The sequence below is a fragment of the Finegoldia sp. genome (assembly GCF_046991905.1).
In the GTDB taxonomy this organism is placed as follows: Bacteria; Bacillota; Clostridia; order Tissierellales; family Peptoniphilaceae; genus Finegoldia.
In genome coordinates, this window is the sequence record NZ_JBKWZF010000002.1 from 84,461 (window position 1) to 100,465 (window position 16,005).

At 32.7% G+C, this 16,005-nt stretch carries 12 protein-coding genes; 6 read left to right on the plus strand and 6 right to left on the minus strand.

Annotation, left to right across the window (positions count from 1 at the left end; all coding sequences use genetic code 11):
• The first annotated feature begins 7 nt into the window (after positions 1-7).
• On the plus strand, positions 8-277 hold the full coding sequence (locus ACLUJM_RS01570; RefSeq protein ID WP_227904635.1) for a hypothetical protein: 270 nt from the start codon (positions 8-10) through the stop codon (positions 275-277).
• 44 nt (positions 278-321) lie between these two features.
• On the opposite strand, the gene ACLUJM_RS01575 is transcribed toward ACLUJM_RS01570, so the two are convergent.
• Positions 322-1,722 (minus strand): MATE family efflux transporter, encoded by a 1,401-nt coding sequence (locus ACLUJM_RS01575; RefSeq protein ID WP_412412073.1) that lies wholly within the window; start codon positions 1,720-1,722, stop codon positions 322-324.
• 148 nt (positions 1,723-1,870) lie between these two features.
• On the opposite strand from ACLUJM_RS01575, the gene ACLUJM_RS01580 reads away from it, so the two are divergent.
• Complete coding sequence (locus tag ACLUJM_RS01580) at positions 1,871-3,097, plus strand: glycosyltransferase family 4 protein (protein ID WP_154271475.1); 1,227 nt, start codon at positions 1,871-1,873, stop codon at positions 3,095-3,097.
• 249 nt (positions 3,098-3,346) lie between these two features.
• Positions 3,347-6,769, plus strand: coding sequence for a leucine-rich repeat protein (locus ACLUJM_RS01585; RefSeq protein ID WP_412412005.1), 3,423 nt, complete (start codon positions 3,347-3,349; stop codon positions 6,767-6,769).
• A 276-nt stretch (positions 6,770-7,045) separates the two neighbouring features.
• On the opposite strand, the gene ACLUJM_RS01590 is transcribed toward ACLUJM_RS01585, so the two are convergent.
• The 5 genes from ACLUJM_RS01590 to udk all read right to left on the minus strand — a co-directional run bounded on the left by ACLUJM_RS01590 (position 7,046) and on the right by udk (position 12,332).
• The gene (locus tag ACLUJM_RS01590; RefSeq protein WP_412412006.1) at positions 7,046-7,945 is read right to left on the minus strand and encodes a diacylglycerol/lipid kinase family protein; all 900 of its coding nucleotides are present in this window, start codon (positions 7,943-7,945) and stop codon (positions 7,046-7,048) included.
• Positions 7,945-8,628, minus strand: a complete 684-nt coding sequence (locus tag ACLUJM_RS01595) for a heparan-alpha-glucosaminide N-acetyltransferase (protein ID WP_412412007.1) — start codon at positions 8,626-8,628, stop codon at positions 7,945-7,947. The genes ACLUJM_RS01590 and ACLUJM_RS01595 overlap by 1 nt, the downstream gene beginning before the upstream one ends.
• Complete coding sequence (gene cls / locus ACLUJM_RS01600; protein WP_412412008.1) at positions 8,625-10,148, minus strand: cardiolipin synthase; 1,524 nt, start codon at positions 10,146-10,148, stop codon at positions 8,625-8,627. The genes ACLUJM_RS01595 and cls overlap by 4 nt, the downstream gene beginning before the upstream one ends.
• A gap of 102 nt (positions 10,149-10,250) precedes the next feature.
• On the minus strand, positions 10,251-11,498 hold the full coding sequence (gene tyrS, locus ACLUJM_RS01605; protein WP_304114955.1) for a tyrosine--tRNA ligase: 1,248 nt from the start codon (positions 11,496-11,498) through the stop codon (positions 10,251-10,253).
• Between the two features lie 225 nt (positions 11,499-11,723).
• Positions 11,724-12,332: a uridine kinase gene (gene udk / locus ACLUJM_RS01610; RefSeq protein ID WP_412412009.1), complete on the minus strand. Its 609-nt coding sequence runs from the start codon at positions 12,330-12,332 to the stop codon at positions 11,724-11,726.
• Positions 12,333-12,546: 214 nt separating this feature from the next.
• Here udk and ACLUJM_RS01615 point away from each other — a divergent pair, with 214 nt between their 5' ends.
• From ACLUJM_RS01615 to ACLUJM_RS01625, 3 genes are all read left to right on the plus strand, one after another.
• Positions 12,547-12,954, plus strand: coding sequence for a hypothetical protein (locus ACLUJM_RS01615; protein ID WP_316082777.1), 408 nt, complete (start codon positions 12,547-12,549; stop codon positions 12,952-12,954).
• Positions 12,955-13,081: 127 nt separating this feature from the next.
• Complete coding sequence (locus ACLUJM_RS01620) at positions 13,082-15,175, plus strand: Tex family protein (protein WP_412412010.1); 2,094 nt, start codon at positions 13,082-13,084, stop codon at positions 15,173-15,175.
• Positions 15,176-15,437: 262 nt separating this feature from the next.
• Complete coding sequence (locus ACLUJM_RS01625) at positions 15,438-15,971, plus strand: cysteine hydrolase family protein (RefSeq protein ID WP_412412011.1); 534 nt, start codon at positions 15,438-15,440, stop codon at positions 15,969-15,971.
• Positions 15,972-16,005 lie beyond the last annotated feature (34 nt).

The following is a 16,005-nucleotide window of genomic DNA, read 5'->3' on the forward strand; positions in this document are numbered from 1 at the left end:
GGTAAAATTGAAACAAAAAGATAGATTTGGAGTGTTGGAATTATATGCGTATTGTATTGGATATGTTTTGTTGATTACAATCTACAGATTTTTCAGGACAAATGAGTTTGATGCTGTAGGATTTTTGAAAATAGCAGCTACAATTTTTGTAGTAGCATCGGCTACGTTTGCAATTTTCAATAAAGGATCATTCAAGAAAACATCTTCTGATTACAAACTACCCATGATAATGATAACGGCTGTAGTGTCTATTCTAGTTTCGGTATTTATATTCTAAAAAATAAAGGTTTGAACATTGGAAATCCAATATTCAAACCTTTTTTAAATTCCGAGAACAAATTCGTGGTCGTTGTGAATTGTTTTAACCAAAAATCCTGATTTAACCAAGAAATAAGTCGTAGTTAATGTGGATAAAACATCCGACACTGGCATCGCTGCCCACACGCCTGTAAGTCCGAAAAGTTTTGGGAAAATCAACATCAACGGCAACAAATAAATAAGTTGTCTTGTCATTGTCAATATGAAACCAATTTTTGGTTTGCCGATTGCTTGGAATAATGACGATCCAATTATGGTATATCCAAGCATGAAAATCATCGAATTGTATATTCTAAGTCCAGGAATTGCGATGTCCTTGATGACTGCATAATCTTCTGGTCTTGAAATAAAAATCTTCACCAATAAATCTGGTCTAAGCATAGTGAATGCCCAGTTCAAAACCATGTACACAGTTCCAGCTACAATAGCAATTCTCAAAGTGTGTTGAACACGTCTGTATTTGTGCGCTCCGAAATTAAATCCTAAAATTGGTTGGATACCTTGGTTGATACCAAAAATCGGCATGAATGCAATTTGTGAAACACTGTAGATAACACTCATTGATGATGTAGCCAAGTCGCCACCGTAAATTTTAAGGAAATTGTTGAAAATAATATTAATACCACTAGCTACAAGTTGCATTGCGAATGGAGCAGAGCCCAGTGCAAAAATTTGCTTACAATAGTGCAAATCAAGCTTGAAAGTTTCCTTTTTAAGTCTCAACAGTGCACGATCTGAAAGGAAATATCTAACAACCCAAATACAAGACAAAATTTGGCCTATAATAGTCGCCCAAGCAGCGCCTTGTACTCCCATTTTCATAGGGAAAATGAACACATAATCCAAAATAATATTTGTGAATGCACCGATAAACATCGTTACCATCGCAGCTCTAGGATTGCCTTCTCCACGAATGAAATTGTTCATCGCAAAACCAACCATTTGAAAAGGCGCACCATACAAAATAATTTTTCCATAATCGTAAGCGTAAGGCATCAAAGTGTCACTTGCGCCGAAAATCTTCAAAAACCATTTTAAATTTAAAAGAAAAATCCCTGATATCAAAACCCCAAAAATAATAGATAAAACCATAGACGTGCCGAGGATTATTTCTGATTCTGTTTTCTTGCCTTCACCGAATTTAATTGAAGAAAGGGAATTGCCACCCACACCAATCAACATTCCGAATGCCATCAGAAATAAAAAAATCGGGAAAATCAAATAAACGCCACCAATTGACATTTGATTTACACCGGCACCTAGGAAGATTCTATCTATAACATTATACAAAGCTTGAACCAACATTCCTATAGTAGCTGGAACTGAAAACTTCCAGATTAATTTCGGAATGGATTCATTGCCGAGAAGATTTGATCGTTGTTCGTTTAAATTTTCTATAATAATCGCCCCCTAATCAAAATAATACAAGCTATTATACATTAAACAACAAACATAATCAATGATTTATAAAAACTTTCAATAAATAACTAAAGCAATTAAAATCTTATTATGATAATATAGAAGTAAGAATAATAATAAAAAGGATGATAACATGAAAATACTACACGTAATCGCACAACTTCCGAAGCAAACAGGAAGCGGCGTTTATTTTACAAACGTAATTCAATTTATGCAACAAAATCATGAAAATGCTGCTATATTTGGAATACAAGATAATATCCAATTAAATTTGGATGAAACAATCAAAAAATATCCAGTGGAATTTAAAAGCGAAAAGTTGAACTTCCCAATAGTTGGAATGAGCGATGAAATGCCTTACGATTCCACAAAATACAGCGATATGACACACGATATGATTGAAGATTGGACAAATGAATTCACAAAACAATTGAAAAAAGCAAAGAAAGAATTCCAACCAGACGTAGTCGTATCTCATCATTGTTGGATGCTAAGCAGTCTCGTGTTAGATATTTTCGATGAAACTCCTGTTTTATTACTAAATCATGGAACCGACATCAGACAAACAAACCTCAACCCAGAATTGTTTATGACATGTGTGAATAATCTGAACCGCGCACAAAAAGTCCTAGCATTAAGCAAAAAAGACGTAGAACCAATCTCCGATATATTTGAAATCGACAAAGAAAAAATCGTTGTAACGGGTGGAGGCTATAACAGCGACATATTTTACAGAAGAAAAGAAGACCCACAAAACGACAGAATAAGGCTTTTGTTTGCAGGGAAATTATCACACGCAAAAGGAGTGTACGAACTTTGCAAAGCTTTCAAAAAATTAGAAGAAAAATACGATAATTTGGAACTCACATTAGTGGGAGATGTAGATATAGAAACAAAAGTTGAGTTGTGGGACAACACAGGAAATTCACTCCACTTTGATTTGCACAACACATCTTGTCAGAAAAAACTCTCTAACAAAATGAGAGAATCTGACATCTACATTTTGCCAAGCTATTATGAAGGATTGGGACTTATCGCAATTGAAGCATTGGGTTGTGGAATGAGAGTCGTAGTCACAGAAATAGAAGGACTCATAGAAACATTAGGCGATGAAATAAATAAAAGTAGCGCAATTGAATTTGTCGAAATGCCACGACTCAAATCAATCGATGAACCTTATGATTCAGAAATCGAACCATTTGTTGATAGATTAGCAAAAGGAATTGAACAACAAATAATCAGAATACAAAACAAAGAACCAATACCAGAAAAAATTCACGAATTAGTATTAAAACATTCTTGGGATCACATAATGCTTGAAATTGAGAATGAGTTAATGGAGATTGCAAATTTACAATAGAATATAAAATTTACTGAATGCAGCTTTTAATTTATTAAGAGCTGTTTTTGTGTATATAAGATTGCTAAAAGTAACGTATAAAATTTTAGCTAGCTCAATATTATGTGTTTGAAGATATTGATAAGCACGAAACTTTTTTTAAAATTAATTTGATAACAAATATCATTGAAAAGAAATTGAGATTATAGTAAAATAAAAAAGTTCTTTAGATGATAAAGAATATCATTATTAATTTAATAGGAGGTTCGTATGAACAAAAAGAAGATTATTTTTTCTTTGGTTTTTGTATTTGCTTTGATTTTTGGATTAAATATTAATTCCAATGCAGCTGATGACAAATATACAGCGGATGATTTTGAAATTGTGGGAGATACTGTATACGGTTTTTCGAAAAGCGGTGTGCAAAAGCTAAAAAGAAATCGAAATGTTGTGCTACCAACAAAAAGTAAAGAAAATGTAGCTTTGAAAAAAATAGCAAGTTTTGCTTTTGTCTACAATAAGAGTAGTGCGATAGATGAGTATACTCAAAGAGAAGGCGAAAATGGAGAGGTTAACAACTTAGATGTTGATGGAAACGAAATTAAAAAGCTTGGAGAAGATTTCAAGCAATTAGACATAGAATCTGTAGAGATTCCTGAAGGATATACTTATATTGGGCAAGATGCTTTTGAAGAAAATAGTAATATTAAAAGCGTTAATTTACCAAAGACCATCACTAAAATTAGTGATTATGCATTTGCACATCTAAGTTTAAAGACTATAAAATTACCGGATAATTTGGAATTTTTGGGAGAACAAGTATTTTTTGATAACCAAATAGAAGGCAAACTTATTTTACCTAAAAATTTAACAAATTTAGGAGAAAGATCTTTTAAATCTAATCAAATTACAGAATTAGAATTTAATTGTGAAAAATTGAAAATTATAAAAGAACAAGCTTTTCAAGATAATAAAATTAAGCAAGTGAAACTTCCAGATAGTGTGAAAAAAATTGAGATTGATGCATTTAGTGGAAATTCTGGCGATGAAAACTACGCGATGAAAGTTGTGCTTTTCTCAAATGGAAATGTGGACAACAAGGATTCTTCTTCTATTGTAAACCCGACAGAAGAAGATAAGACAACTTCAGTAGATGTGGATAGTTCAAAATGGGATGAAAAAGATTTTGTATTTGATAAGGGTAAAGTTCTAGGATTTTCTGGTATCGGAAAATTAAAAGTTCGTGAAAACAAAAATCTTGTAATTCCTGAAAAGAATGGGAAATATGTTGTTGATGAAATTGGAGATGATGCTTTTCGAAATGTGGATTTTGAAAATAGTAGTTTGAATAAGTACGATTTACAAAGCATTAAACTTCCGAAAACTGTGAAAAAAATCGGGAAATTTGCATTCCAGTCTAATTATTTGACAGAATTTGAAGCACCTGAGGCTCTAAAAATAATTGGAGATGGAGCATTCATGAATAACAAGATAGAAATGCTTGAATTAGGCGAAAATACTGAAATAATTGGAAGTAGTGCGTTTCATATTAATAAATTATTTGCAATAGTGATTTATCCAAATGTTAGGGAAATTGGGATTTCAGCTTTTAGAAATAACGATGCACAAAATGTAATGTTTATGGGCGATAAAGTTGAAAAAATAGGAGAAATGGCTTTTTGTAATAACAAAATATCTGAGTTGGATTTGAGCTTATTAACAAAATTAAAAGAAATATCTGTTCAAACTTTTTACAAAAATAGCATTACAAAGGTTACAATGCCCGAAAATTTGGAAAGTGTAAAAGAAGAAGCATTCAGATATAATAATTTAAAAGAGATTGATTTTTCAAATAATATTAAAGAAATAAGATTTAATGCATTTGATGATAACAAAGTTGAGGATAATTACAAAAAAGTTTTAGTTAGAATTAAAGGAAAAACGATAGCTGATGGAAATAATTTTGTTGTTAATCCTGAAGAAACTACGAAAAACAAAGATGATTTGAAAAAAGTTTTGGATGAATTAAATAAGTTAGATTTAACAGAACTCAGAGATGATACTCAAAAGCAATTTGAAGATATGAAGGCTGAAGGTGAAAAGCTTTTAAGAAAAGACAAATTATCTGAGGGTGCGAAGTTAAAATACATCCATGATACTCAATTTTTTGTAAGTCGATATAAGTTAGACTCATTAATTAAAAAAGGAGAATTAACGATTAAAAATCATCCAGAAAATTCTGGGATTTTGAAAGATAAACTTGAATACGCAAAAAAATCTTATAATAATTCCGCCGTTGTGGATAATAAATTAACTCGTTTAACAAAAGAATTACAAAATCTTATTAATATTGTTGAAAACAAAGGAAACATGGAAAATTCAATTATGAAACAAGGTCATTTTGAACTTAAAACGCCACTTCCGATTCCATCCTATCATATTGGAATGAATGTGTATTTTGACAAAAACGGCAAAATCTTGTATGTGTTAGACATGTCTTACACTATTGGAAAAGGACAAAAAGACGAATACGGAAATGAGATTTTGAATGTTGATGAAGATAATGAAGGTTATCATATGTTGGCTTTGGAGACTTTGGATGATTATGAAGGGCTAAATTATTCAGATGTTTTGAAATCAAATGTAGATAGTCTTGGAAAAATCAGAAAAGTTGATGATAGAGCAAAATACCATAGGGAAGGAATTTTCAATGCAATAAAAGATGCTTGCAAAGATTTTGAAAAGGAAAATCCAACAAAACCAGGTGATAACCCAGGGAAAACACCAAATCAACCTGGTACAGTAACACCAACACCAAGCACACCAGCTGAACAACAAAAAACTACAACAAGAGTTGCAGGTTCTGACAGAATTCAAACATCAGTAGAAGTATCCAAGAAATACTACGAATCTGCTGAAACAGTAATCATAGCAAACTACGAACAATTCGCAGACAGCTTATCAGCATCAGCATTATCGAAAGCATTAAAAGCACCAATCTTGTTAGTTAAAAAAGATCAATTAGATTCAGTAGTAGCACAAGAAATCAAGAGATTAGAAGCTAAAAATGTAATCGTAATAGGTGGAGAAAAATCAGTAGATAAAACAAAAGACAGCCTATCACAATACAACGTTAGAACAATAGCAGGAGCTAATCGTTATGAAACAAGTGCAAAGATTGCACAAGAAGTAATCAAGCTAACAGGAACTAAAAAAGCTGTAATAGCAAGCGGAGAAGTATTCGCAGACGCATTAACAGTAGCGCCACTAGCAAACAAAAACAACATGCCAATACTACTTGTACAACCAAATAACATACCAAAAGCAACACAAGAAGTATTGAAACAAATTGAAGAAGTAATAATTGTAGGTGGAGAAAAGACAATCTCCAAAGAAGTAGAAAACAAACTACCAAACCCTACAAGAATAGCAGGAGCAAACCGTTACGAAACAGCAAAGAAAATCTATGAATACGGCTTCAAAGACAGAAAAGAAGTTAACATCGCAAACGGAACAAACTTTGCAGACAGCTTAGTAATAGGCTCCATTGATTGTCCAATATTATTAGCAGAAGCAAATGAAATTCCAGAAGCTACAAAACAAGCTTTCGAAGAATCAAAATTTGAAAAAGTTAATGTATTTGGTGGAGAAAACTCAGTAAACGAATCAATAGTAAAAGAATTGATTAAATAAACCAAAGGCAGCACGTAAAAAAATAATGTGCTGCCTTTAATTTCCCCTAAAAAACAAAAAAATATAATCTCTACTAATTTGAACATAATTAGTACACATTCATAGTCTATTATATAAGTATAAACAAAGTAAGTTTAATCTCAAGAAACAATCTCCTCCCTTAATATTGTTTTAACCTTAGATTAAACTGGAGACCACTCAGATGGTCTCTTTTTTATATTAAAATTTTAACCTAAAAAAAGCTAACTCGTTTGAGTTAGCTTTTCTTCTATACTTTTATTGTTCTAATGGTTTTGATAAGAATTTGAATCTTTTTTCTACGACTTTGATGTTTGATGGTGTTTTTTGGTACAATTCGCCATCTGTATCTGCGACTAATCCTTCAGGTGAGATGAACTTTATTTCTTTTGCTTTGAATGTTTTGACGCCTTCGTTTTGTTCGTTGAAATCAAAGCTGCTTGATTGTCCGAACATTGCTTTGAATGCTCCGATGTTTGATTGCTCAACAACAAACACATTCAACACTCCATCGCTTGGGCTGATGTCAGAGATTGGAACTTCAACTCCTCCTGAGTATAATCCATTAGCGACAAATACCATAACGGCATTTCCTTTTATCGTTTCACCGTCGAGTTCCATTTCATAATCAAATGAATTGTCTTGTGTTAATGTTTCAAAAACTTTTGGAATATATGTCAACACGCCGAATGTTGATTTGTCAGCTTCTTGCATTTTTTGTGCGTTTTCGGATGCCATTCCTACTGTCCAGAAATTCAGAGCGATTTTGTCGTCATTTAAAATGCAGTCGTATTCTTTGACTTCTGCATCTAACAAATTCTCACTTGCTTGAAGTGGATTTGCTCCGATGTTGACAGTTCTTGAGAAATCATTAAACGATCCTCCTGGAATAATTCCTATAACAGGATTCATATCGTAATCATATAATCCGTTGATGACTTCGTTTATTGTTCCGTCGCCTCCAACTACGATTACCAAATCAAAATCTTTTAATTCTTCACATTTTTTGTAGAAATCACCTTGTTCTTCGCTTTGGAAAAATACTGTTTCATTTGATAATTTTAATATATTAGGACTACATTTGCCTAATACTTCAAATATGTCTTGTTGTCCTGAATTATCGTGATACATAACGATAGATTTTTTGAATTTATTCATTAAATTCCTCCTAAAAATTTTACGATTTGTACAATTATCATTATTATAGGTTGGTGAATTAAATAAATCATCAAACTTTTTTTGCCCATTTTTGATAATACATTCTCTCTTACATTTAATTTTATATCTAAAAAGTCTCCTGCGCAATATCCAACTAGATACATAAAATACCAAGGTAGTAATGGGAAATAGTCGCCGCTGTAAAACTTATTGTTGTAGAATCCTATAAAACTAAATAAATTGGTACTTATATCTATTGGATGAGCGCTTATTTTGTAAGTTAGAATGAACATTACAAAAGATAGGGCACACAATATTTTTTTGTTAAGGGTTAATTTGTCGACAAAAATCGTGAAGAATGATGCCAAGCACAACAGATGAATTATTCCGAAAACTATGAAAAATTCATTTGCGAAGAAATATGTCACCACACTCAAAATCATAGCCACGATAAAAAGCGTGATGGTGTGTTTCTTGTGGTTGTGAGATAAATTGAAGCAATAGCCCGATATCAAAATGAAGCTTATGCAGATGAATCTCTCCCAAATCATGCCTGGCGTGTTTTCAAACCATTCAATTTTGAAATTTTCCATGTAGACCAAATCGAATAGAAAATGGTAGACTACCATGTTGACAATTGAAAATCCCCTTAACGTATCGATCAAATTATTTCTTTTCATCATATCATTGGTGAGAATACTTTCAGAATTACGGATAGTATTTTTCTAAATACGCTTTGGTTTTCCAATTGTCTTGAAAATATTTCTTGTGATTGCGATTGCATTTCCAAGAAATCTTCCTTTAGGTCATCGACTATGTGTGAATCGTAGTACATCGCTCCGTTTTCAAAATGTAGATACAAGGATCTAAAATCCAAATTAATTGAGCCGATTACACAGTGTTTGTCATCTGAGACACAACTTTTTGCGTGCAAAAATCCTGGAGTATATTCGAAAATCCTAACACCCGCTTCTAAAAGAGTTTTGTAGTAAGTTCTTGTAACCATGTAGACCAATTTCTTATCTGGTATTCCCGGAGTTATGATTCTAACATCGACACCACTTAAAGCCGCATCTCTTAGGGAATCGATCATGTCATCTGATGGAATCAAATACGGAGTTGTAATGTAGAAATATTTTCTGGAACGAGACACCAATTGCATGTACGCACCTTTTCCAACAGGAACATCGTCTAATGGAGAATCCGTATAAGGTTGGCAGTAGCCTTCGTTTTCAGAAACATCACGAACAGTTTTTTCGAAATAATATTTGTAGTCAAGCTCGTTATCGTCGTACAATTCCCAAATTGACAAAAACATTATTGTAAATGACCACACACCATCACCTGTAACTCTGATTCCTGTGTCCTTCCAATATCCGAATCTTTGGATTTTGTTCATGTATTCATCTGCCAGATTAAACCCGCCAGTGTAAGCGACTTTTCCGTCGATAACAACGATTTTTCTGTGGTCTCTATTGTTGTGGCGGGGCATAGGTAGAACTTTGATTTTATTAAAAACTTGAACCTTGATGCCTTTTTCTTCTAGTTTTTTGTAATATCTACGAGAAAGTTTCGTCATGCAGCCGAAATCGTCGTACAAAATCCTGACGTCGACTCCTTCTTTTACTTTTTGTTCCAAAACTTCCAGAATATTATTGAACATATAACCTTCTTCGATAATGAAAAACTCCAAGAAAATATAATCTCTTGCGTTTTTTAAATCTTTCATCAAATATTCAAAGAAAACCTCGCCGTTTTTTAAATATTTCGAACTTGTTTTAGAAAATACAGGAGCGTGAGCTGTTGTGTTTATGTAAGTTGCGATTGACTTGGAGTCGCCCTCCAGTTCGTCAATTACATTACCATTCGACAAAATATGGTTGTTAAACGAAGAACTTATTGTATCCATTCGTCTTTGTTGTGCACGAACGAATCTGTTTCTTCTGAAAAACAAATAGAACACCGCTCCAAACAACGGGAATATCCATATAGGGATGAGCCATCCTAGTTTGAAACTCGGGTTTACATCGGTGTTGACCACCATTATAGTAAAAGCGAAGGATATTATAATATTTAATGTGTAGACATACACAAAATTTCTTTGAAAACTTAAAATCAAATAAACTAATAGTGAAATTTGAATAATAAATACAATTGCCAAAAGCATTATTCTACTAGTTAAAAATTTGAATAATTTTTTCATTTTAACCTCCACAAATATTTTTAAATTTACTTAATTATAACACAAAACCCCGGCAAACTTTGAAAATCGATTCAAAATCGCCAGGGTTTATTTCTTAAAATATTATACCAATTTTACTCTGTGATATACTTTTTTACCTTTTTTTATAATAAGTTCATCGTCGTTAAAATCGTGAATTGTTACAATTCTTTTTGGATCAGCTTCCTTGTTGTCGTTAACAGAAATTCCGTTTTGAGTTACAAGTCTACGCGCTTCACTGTTTGATTGAGTAAGTCCTGTCATCGTCAACAAATTCAACAAACCAATTCCGTTTTCAAAATCTAAAGCCTTCATTTCAGTTGTTGGCATATTTTCATCTACAGCGTTTGAATTGAACAACGCGTTTGCTGTTTGACGTGCTTCTTCTGCTTTTTCTTCTCCGTGAACTAATTTGCACACTTCAAACGCCAATACTTCCTTAGCTTTGTTGATGTCACTTCCTTCTAAGCTTCCGAGTCTCTTACATTCTTCAGTTGGCAAGAATGTCAACATCAACAAGAATTTTTCGACATCTCTGTCGTCGACATTTCTCATGTATTGGAATAAATCGTAAGGAGTTGTTTTGTTTTCGTCCAACCACACAGCGCCTTTTTGTGATTTACCCATTTTCACACCGTCAGCAGTAGTTAAAAGCTTGAAAGTCATAGCATAAACTTTGTCGTTTTCCAATTTTCTAACCAAATCGTATCCGCCCAAAATATTAGACCATTGATCAGAGCCGCCCATTTGTAATTTACAACCGTATTTTCTGTACAATACCAAATAATCGTATGATTGCATCAACATATAACTAAACTCGAAAAATGTTAGACCTTTTTTCATTCTGTTCTTGTAACTTTCCAAAGTCAACATTTGATTTACAGAAAAATGAACGCCGATTTCTCTCATGAAATCCAAGAAATTCAAATTCAATAACCAATCCTTGTTGTTTTCAATGTATGCCTTGTCTTCACCAAAATCGATAAATCTTGTCATTTGAGAATAAAATCTTCTGGCGTTTTCGTCGATAACTTCCTTAGTCATAATACTTCTCATATCGTTACGACCAGAAGGATCACCAATCATTGTAGTTCCGCCACCTAAAAGGCAAATAGGAATATGACCGTGAGCTTGCATTCTCATCATAACCATAAGTTGAATAAAATGGCCAATGGTCAAACTATCTGCAGTCGCATCAAATCCAATGTAAAATGGAACTCTTTCTTTTCCGAGTAAATCTCTCAATTCATCTTCGTATGTAGCTTGTTCAAAATATCCACGCGCTACCAATTCGTCATACACATTTTCATGTTCAAATTCGTAATTAATCATAAACTCCTCCTATAAAATAAAAAAACTCTTGACACGAAAGGGCGAATCTACGCGGTACCACCTTTCTTATCAAAAGCTTATGTTCCATGCAAAGTATGAAACTACCTTGAAAACTCATGTGTTGTAATTCCCGAATAATCGGTACTGGTCACAATCATAATTTTCTATTGAGTTATTAAAATTTTATACTAGAAACTAATTCTAGTCAATAGCAAAATGGTTTTTTTATAATTTCGTAGCCAAATGATTGATAAGAACATCGATAGCAACCTTGTTCTTGCCACCCTTTGGCACAATCAAATCGGCAAATTTCTTACTAGGTTCCACAAAAAGCTCATGCATTGGCTTAACAGTTTCCATATATTGAGTCAAAATCGATTCAATAGTTCTGTTTCTTTCGACCAAATCTCTTGTAATTCTTCTTTTGAGTCTGACATCTCCATCGCAGTCTACGAAGACTTTCATATCCATTAAATTGCGAAGTTCTTCATTCTCCAAAACCAGAATTCCTTCTACAATCACAATTGGCTTTGGACTTTTCTTCAAAGTATCAGAGCTTCTAGTGTGAATTGTAAAATCGTAAGTTGGAATGTCGATTTCTTCATTATTTAGAATTTTTTTAACATGCTCAATCAACAAATCCGTTTCAAAAGCTTGGGGATGATCGTAATTCAAACTAGCACGTTCATCCATAGTCAAATTGTCATGAGCAAAGTAATAATTATCGTGTTCAATAATTTCTATTTTATCTTCAAAATGTTTTTTCAAAGTCTTCACGATTTCAGTCTTACCTGAAGCACTTCCACCTGCGACTCCCACAATATACGGTTTCATAATAGCCTCCTAGTTATTAGTTAATTTTAATATAAATTTTACAATTTTTCAAGGTTGTAAATTAGGATAACCTTTTAATAATTTGTAGAATAAAATTATAAATTGTGCTACAATGATATTGAAATGTTTTATTTTGTAAATTTTATTACGAACTTTACAAAAAATTCAAGCAAATCACAATTACGGAAAATGTTTTAACAAAAGGAGATTTGAAATGTCAAAAAACACAAAACTTATTATTTACTCGTTGATTTACATATTGTTCATGATAATCATCAGATACACATTGTCTCATGCGCATGGATTTTTGATTGACCATTGCTTGATGATATTCTTGGCTATCGCAGTAGTCCTTGGATATTTTCATGGATTTATTTTCAAATTCAATTTTACGATTGTTTTCGTAGCGATATTTATGATGCTTTTCATCGGACAAATGACACCTCCATCAAGAGGATTTATCGAATACTCATTTATCGACTTTTATTACGTGTCGGCTTCGACGATTTTTATGTTAGTAGCAGACATTGCAGGATCCATCAGAAAAACTCACTTGATTCAAAAAGAAATTTTCTTGGAACAATTAGAAAAAGAAAAAAATGCCAAATTATTTAAATCGTAATCAATTAAACCATCAAGTGTTTTGCTTGATGGTTTTTGAAATTTTGGTGCAAATTGCTTTAATCTGGAAAAATAAATAAAATAATGTTAAAATATAGATTATAGTTTATTAAAAGAGAAGGAAGAGAATGAATATACTACAAAAATTATCAGAAGAATTAGACATAAAATATGATAACGTTGTTAAGACAGTTGAATTATTAGATGAGGGAAATACAATTCCATTTATCGCCAGATACAGAAAAGAAATCACTGGGAATTTGACTGACGAAACGTTGAGACAATTAAACGATAGGCTTACATATTTGAGAAACTTGCAAGAAAGAAAAGACGACATCACACGTCTTATCGATGAGCAAGGAAAACTCACTGAAGATTTGAAAAAACAAATCGACGAAGCGACTATTTTGACAGAATTAGAAGATATTTATCTTCCATTTAAGCCTAAGAAGAGAACTCGTGGATCAATCGCAGTTGAATTGGGATTACAACCTGTGGCTGATATGATAATGGAGAAAACTCACTCTTTATCTGAGATTGAGAAAAAAGCCTCAGAATTTGTCAACGGAGAAGAAATCAAAACAGTTGATGATGCTATTAGTAAAAGTTTGGACATCATAGCAGAATTCGTATCAGAACAAAAAATATTCAGAGATATAGTTCGTAATTCGTTCATAACTGATGGAATTATGAAAACTGAAGAAAAAAACGAAGACGAATCCGGCACATACAAGATGTACTACGATTATTCAGAAAAAGTTAAAGATGTCAAAGCACACAGAGTTCTTGCGGTATTTAGAGGAGAAAAAGAAGGGTTCTTGAAAGTTTCGTTCATTTTAAATGACGATTACAATATTTTCAAAATTATGAGAAAAATCGCAAGAGCAAATGATTTTGAAAGCTATGATTTGATTGAAAAAGCAGTAAAAGATAGCTACAAGAGATTGATCGTTCCATCAATTGAAACAGAAGTACGTCAAAGTATGAAAGAAATGGCAGACGATGAATCAATCGGAGTATTCAAAAGCAATTTGAAACCATACTTGATGCAACCACCAATCAAAGAAACTGCAATTATTGGACTAGACCCGGGATTTAGAACTGGTTGCAAAGTTGCTGTAATTTCTGAATACGGAGATTTCTTGGACAGTGCTGTAATTTATGTAACTGATGCAAGAAAACAAATCCAAAGAGCAGACGAAACTTTGAAGGATTTTATCGACAAATACAACGTAAAGCTAATCGCAATCGGTAACGGAACAGCTTCTCGTGAAACAGAAAAATACGTATCTGATTTGTTATCGCAAATCGACGATGAGATCTTTTATGCAATCGTAAACGAAGCGGGAGCAAGTATTTACTCTGCATCAAAGCTTGCAATCGAAGAATTTCCTGATTTAGATGTAACAATAAGAGGTGCTATTTCGATTGCACGTCGTATTCAAGACCCACTTGCAGAATTGGTCAAAATCTCTCCACAATCAATCGGAGTTGGACAATATCAACACGATGTCAACCAAAAGAAATTGAAATCATCACTCGAAGAAGTAGTGGAAGATTGCGTTAACACAGTTGGTGTCAACATCAACACAGCAAGCTCTGCGCTTTTGAATTACGTATCTGGAATTACGAAAACAACTGCGAAAAACATCGTGGATTACAAAATAGAAAACGGACCATTCACTAATCGTCAAGAAATCTTGAAAGTAAAAGGAATTGGACCAAAAGCATTCGTACAATGTGCAGGATTTTTGAGAATTCCTGAAAGCGAAGAAATATTAGATAACACAGAAGTTCACCCAGAAAGTTACGAAATCGCAAAACAAATTATGAAATACGATTTGAACGATATAGATGTGAAAAAACTGTCCGAAGAACTAGAAGTAGGAGAACCTACTTTGCGTGATATAATCGAAGAACTTAAAAAACCGGGCAGAGATCCACGTGACGAAATGCCAAAACCAGTTCTAAGACAAGATGTATTGTCAATCGATGATTTGGAAGAAGGAATGATAGTCACAGGAACGGTTAGAAATGTCGTGGACTTCGGAGCATTCATAGACATCGGAATAAAAGAAGACGGACTTTGCCATATTTCTAAGATGAGCAATTCTTACATCAAAAACCCAAGAGAAGTGTGCGAAGTAAGTGACACCGTAAAAGTAAAAATAATTGGAATTGACAAAGAAAGAGGATTAGTTTCTCTGTCAATGAAGTTGTAAATTTTTCAATACAAAACTCTTAGTTAGTATAAAAACTAATTAAGAGTTTTTCTTGTTATTGGCGATGAATTATACTAAAATAAAGTATATAAAACATTTTTAGAATAACAGAATAATCTCAAATAAAATAAATTGTTTTAAAATGATTGTTGGGTTATAATTGTATCGGTATAAAATTAACTACAAAAATAAAATCATAAGGCTAACTATATGAAGTCAACAACAAAACGAGTAAAAAAGTTAATTATACAAGGAGAATACTATGAAAGCATTAATTGTCTTAGATGCACAAAAAGGACTCTTAAATAAAAAAGATTTTTCGAACACTTTAAAAAATATTAACATGTTAATAAATGATTTTAAGAGTAAAGGCGATATCGTACTCTTAACACAACATTTTTCGGACGATAGTGATAGTCCGTTTTATAAAGGCTCCAGCTGTGTAGAATTGTTAGATGAATTAAAAAAATCAGCTGATTATGTGATAGCAAAATCATCATGCAATCCATTTCATAATACAAATCTTCAAGAACTATTAAGAGAAAACAAAGTATCAACAGTATATATTTGTGGTTTTAACACGGAATATTGCTGCTTGTTTAGTAGTATTTTATCCTCTGATAGAGGTTATGAAACTGTATTTGTAGAGGATGCTTGTGGAACTTTTGGTGATGAGGAAATATATGAAATGCCAGGACTAGATGTTAATGATTTTATTGGTTCTATTCTTAATTGGTCAGGAGAAGTAGAGGTGATATACACAGAAGAATATTTCAATGGCGTAGGCGATGAATAAAATCACACTTAATAATAATCATCAAATAATTATA

Excerpts from the sequence above, each read along its gene's own strand:
- cls (WP_412412008.1), bottom strand. The coding sequence starts at position 10,148 with ATGAAAAAATTATTCAAATTTTTAACTAGTAGAATAATGCTTTTGGCA.
- ACLUJM_RS01625 (WP_412412011.1), top strand. The coding sequence starts at position 15,438 with ATGAAAGCATTAATTGTCTTAGATGCACAAAAAGGACTCTTAAATAAA.
- udk (WP_412412009.1), bottom strand. The coding sequence starts at position 12,332 with ATGAAACCGTATATTGTGGGAGTCGCAGGTGGAAGTGCTTCAGGTAAG.
- ACLUJM_RS01580 (WP_154271475.1), top strand. The coding sequence starts at position 1,871 with ATGAAAATACTACACGTAATCGCACAACTTCCGAAGCAAACAGGAAGC.
- ACLUJM_RS01595 (WP_412412007.1), bottom strand. The coding sequence starts at position 8,628 with ATGATGAAAAGAAATAATTTGATCGATACGTTAAGGGGATTTTCAATT.
- ACLUJM_RS01590 (WP_412412006.1), bottom strand. The coding sequence starts at position 7,945 with ATGAATAAATTCAAAAAATCTATCGTTATGTATCACGATAATTCAGGA.
- ACLUJM_RS01585 (WP_412412005.1), top strand. The coding sequence starts at position 3,347 with ATGAACAAAAAGAAGATTATTTTTTCTTTGGTTTTTGTATTTGCTTTG.
- tyrS (WP_304114955.1), bottom strand. The coding sequence starts at position 11,498 with ATGATTAATTACGAATTTGAACATGAAAATGTGTATGACGAATTGGTA.
- ACLUJM_RS01615 (WP_316082777.1), top strand. The coding sequence starts at position 12,547 with ATGTCAAAAAACACAAAACTTATTATTTACTCGTTGATTTACATATTG.
- ACLUJM_RS01620 (WP_412412010.1), top strand. The coding sequence starts at position 13,082 with ATGAATATACTACAAAAATTATCAGAAGAATTAGACATAAAATATGAT.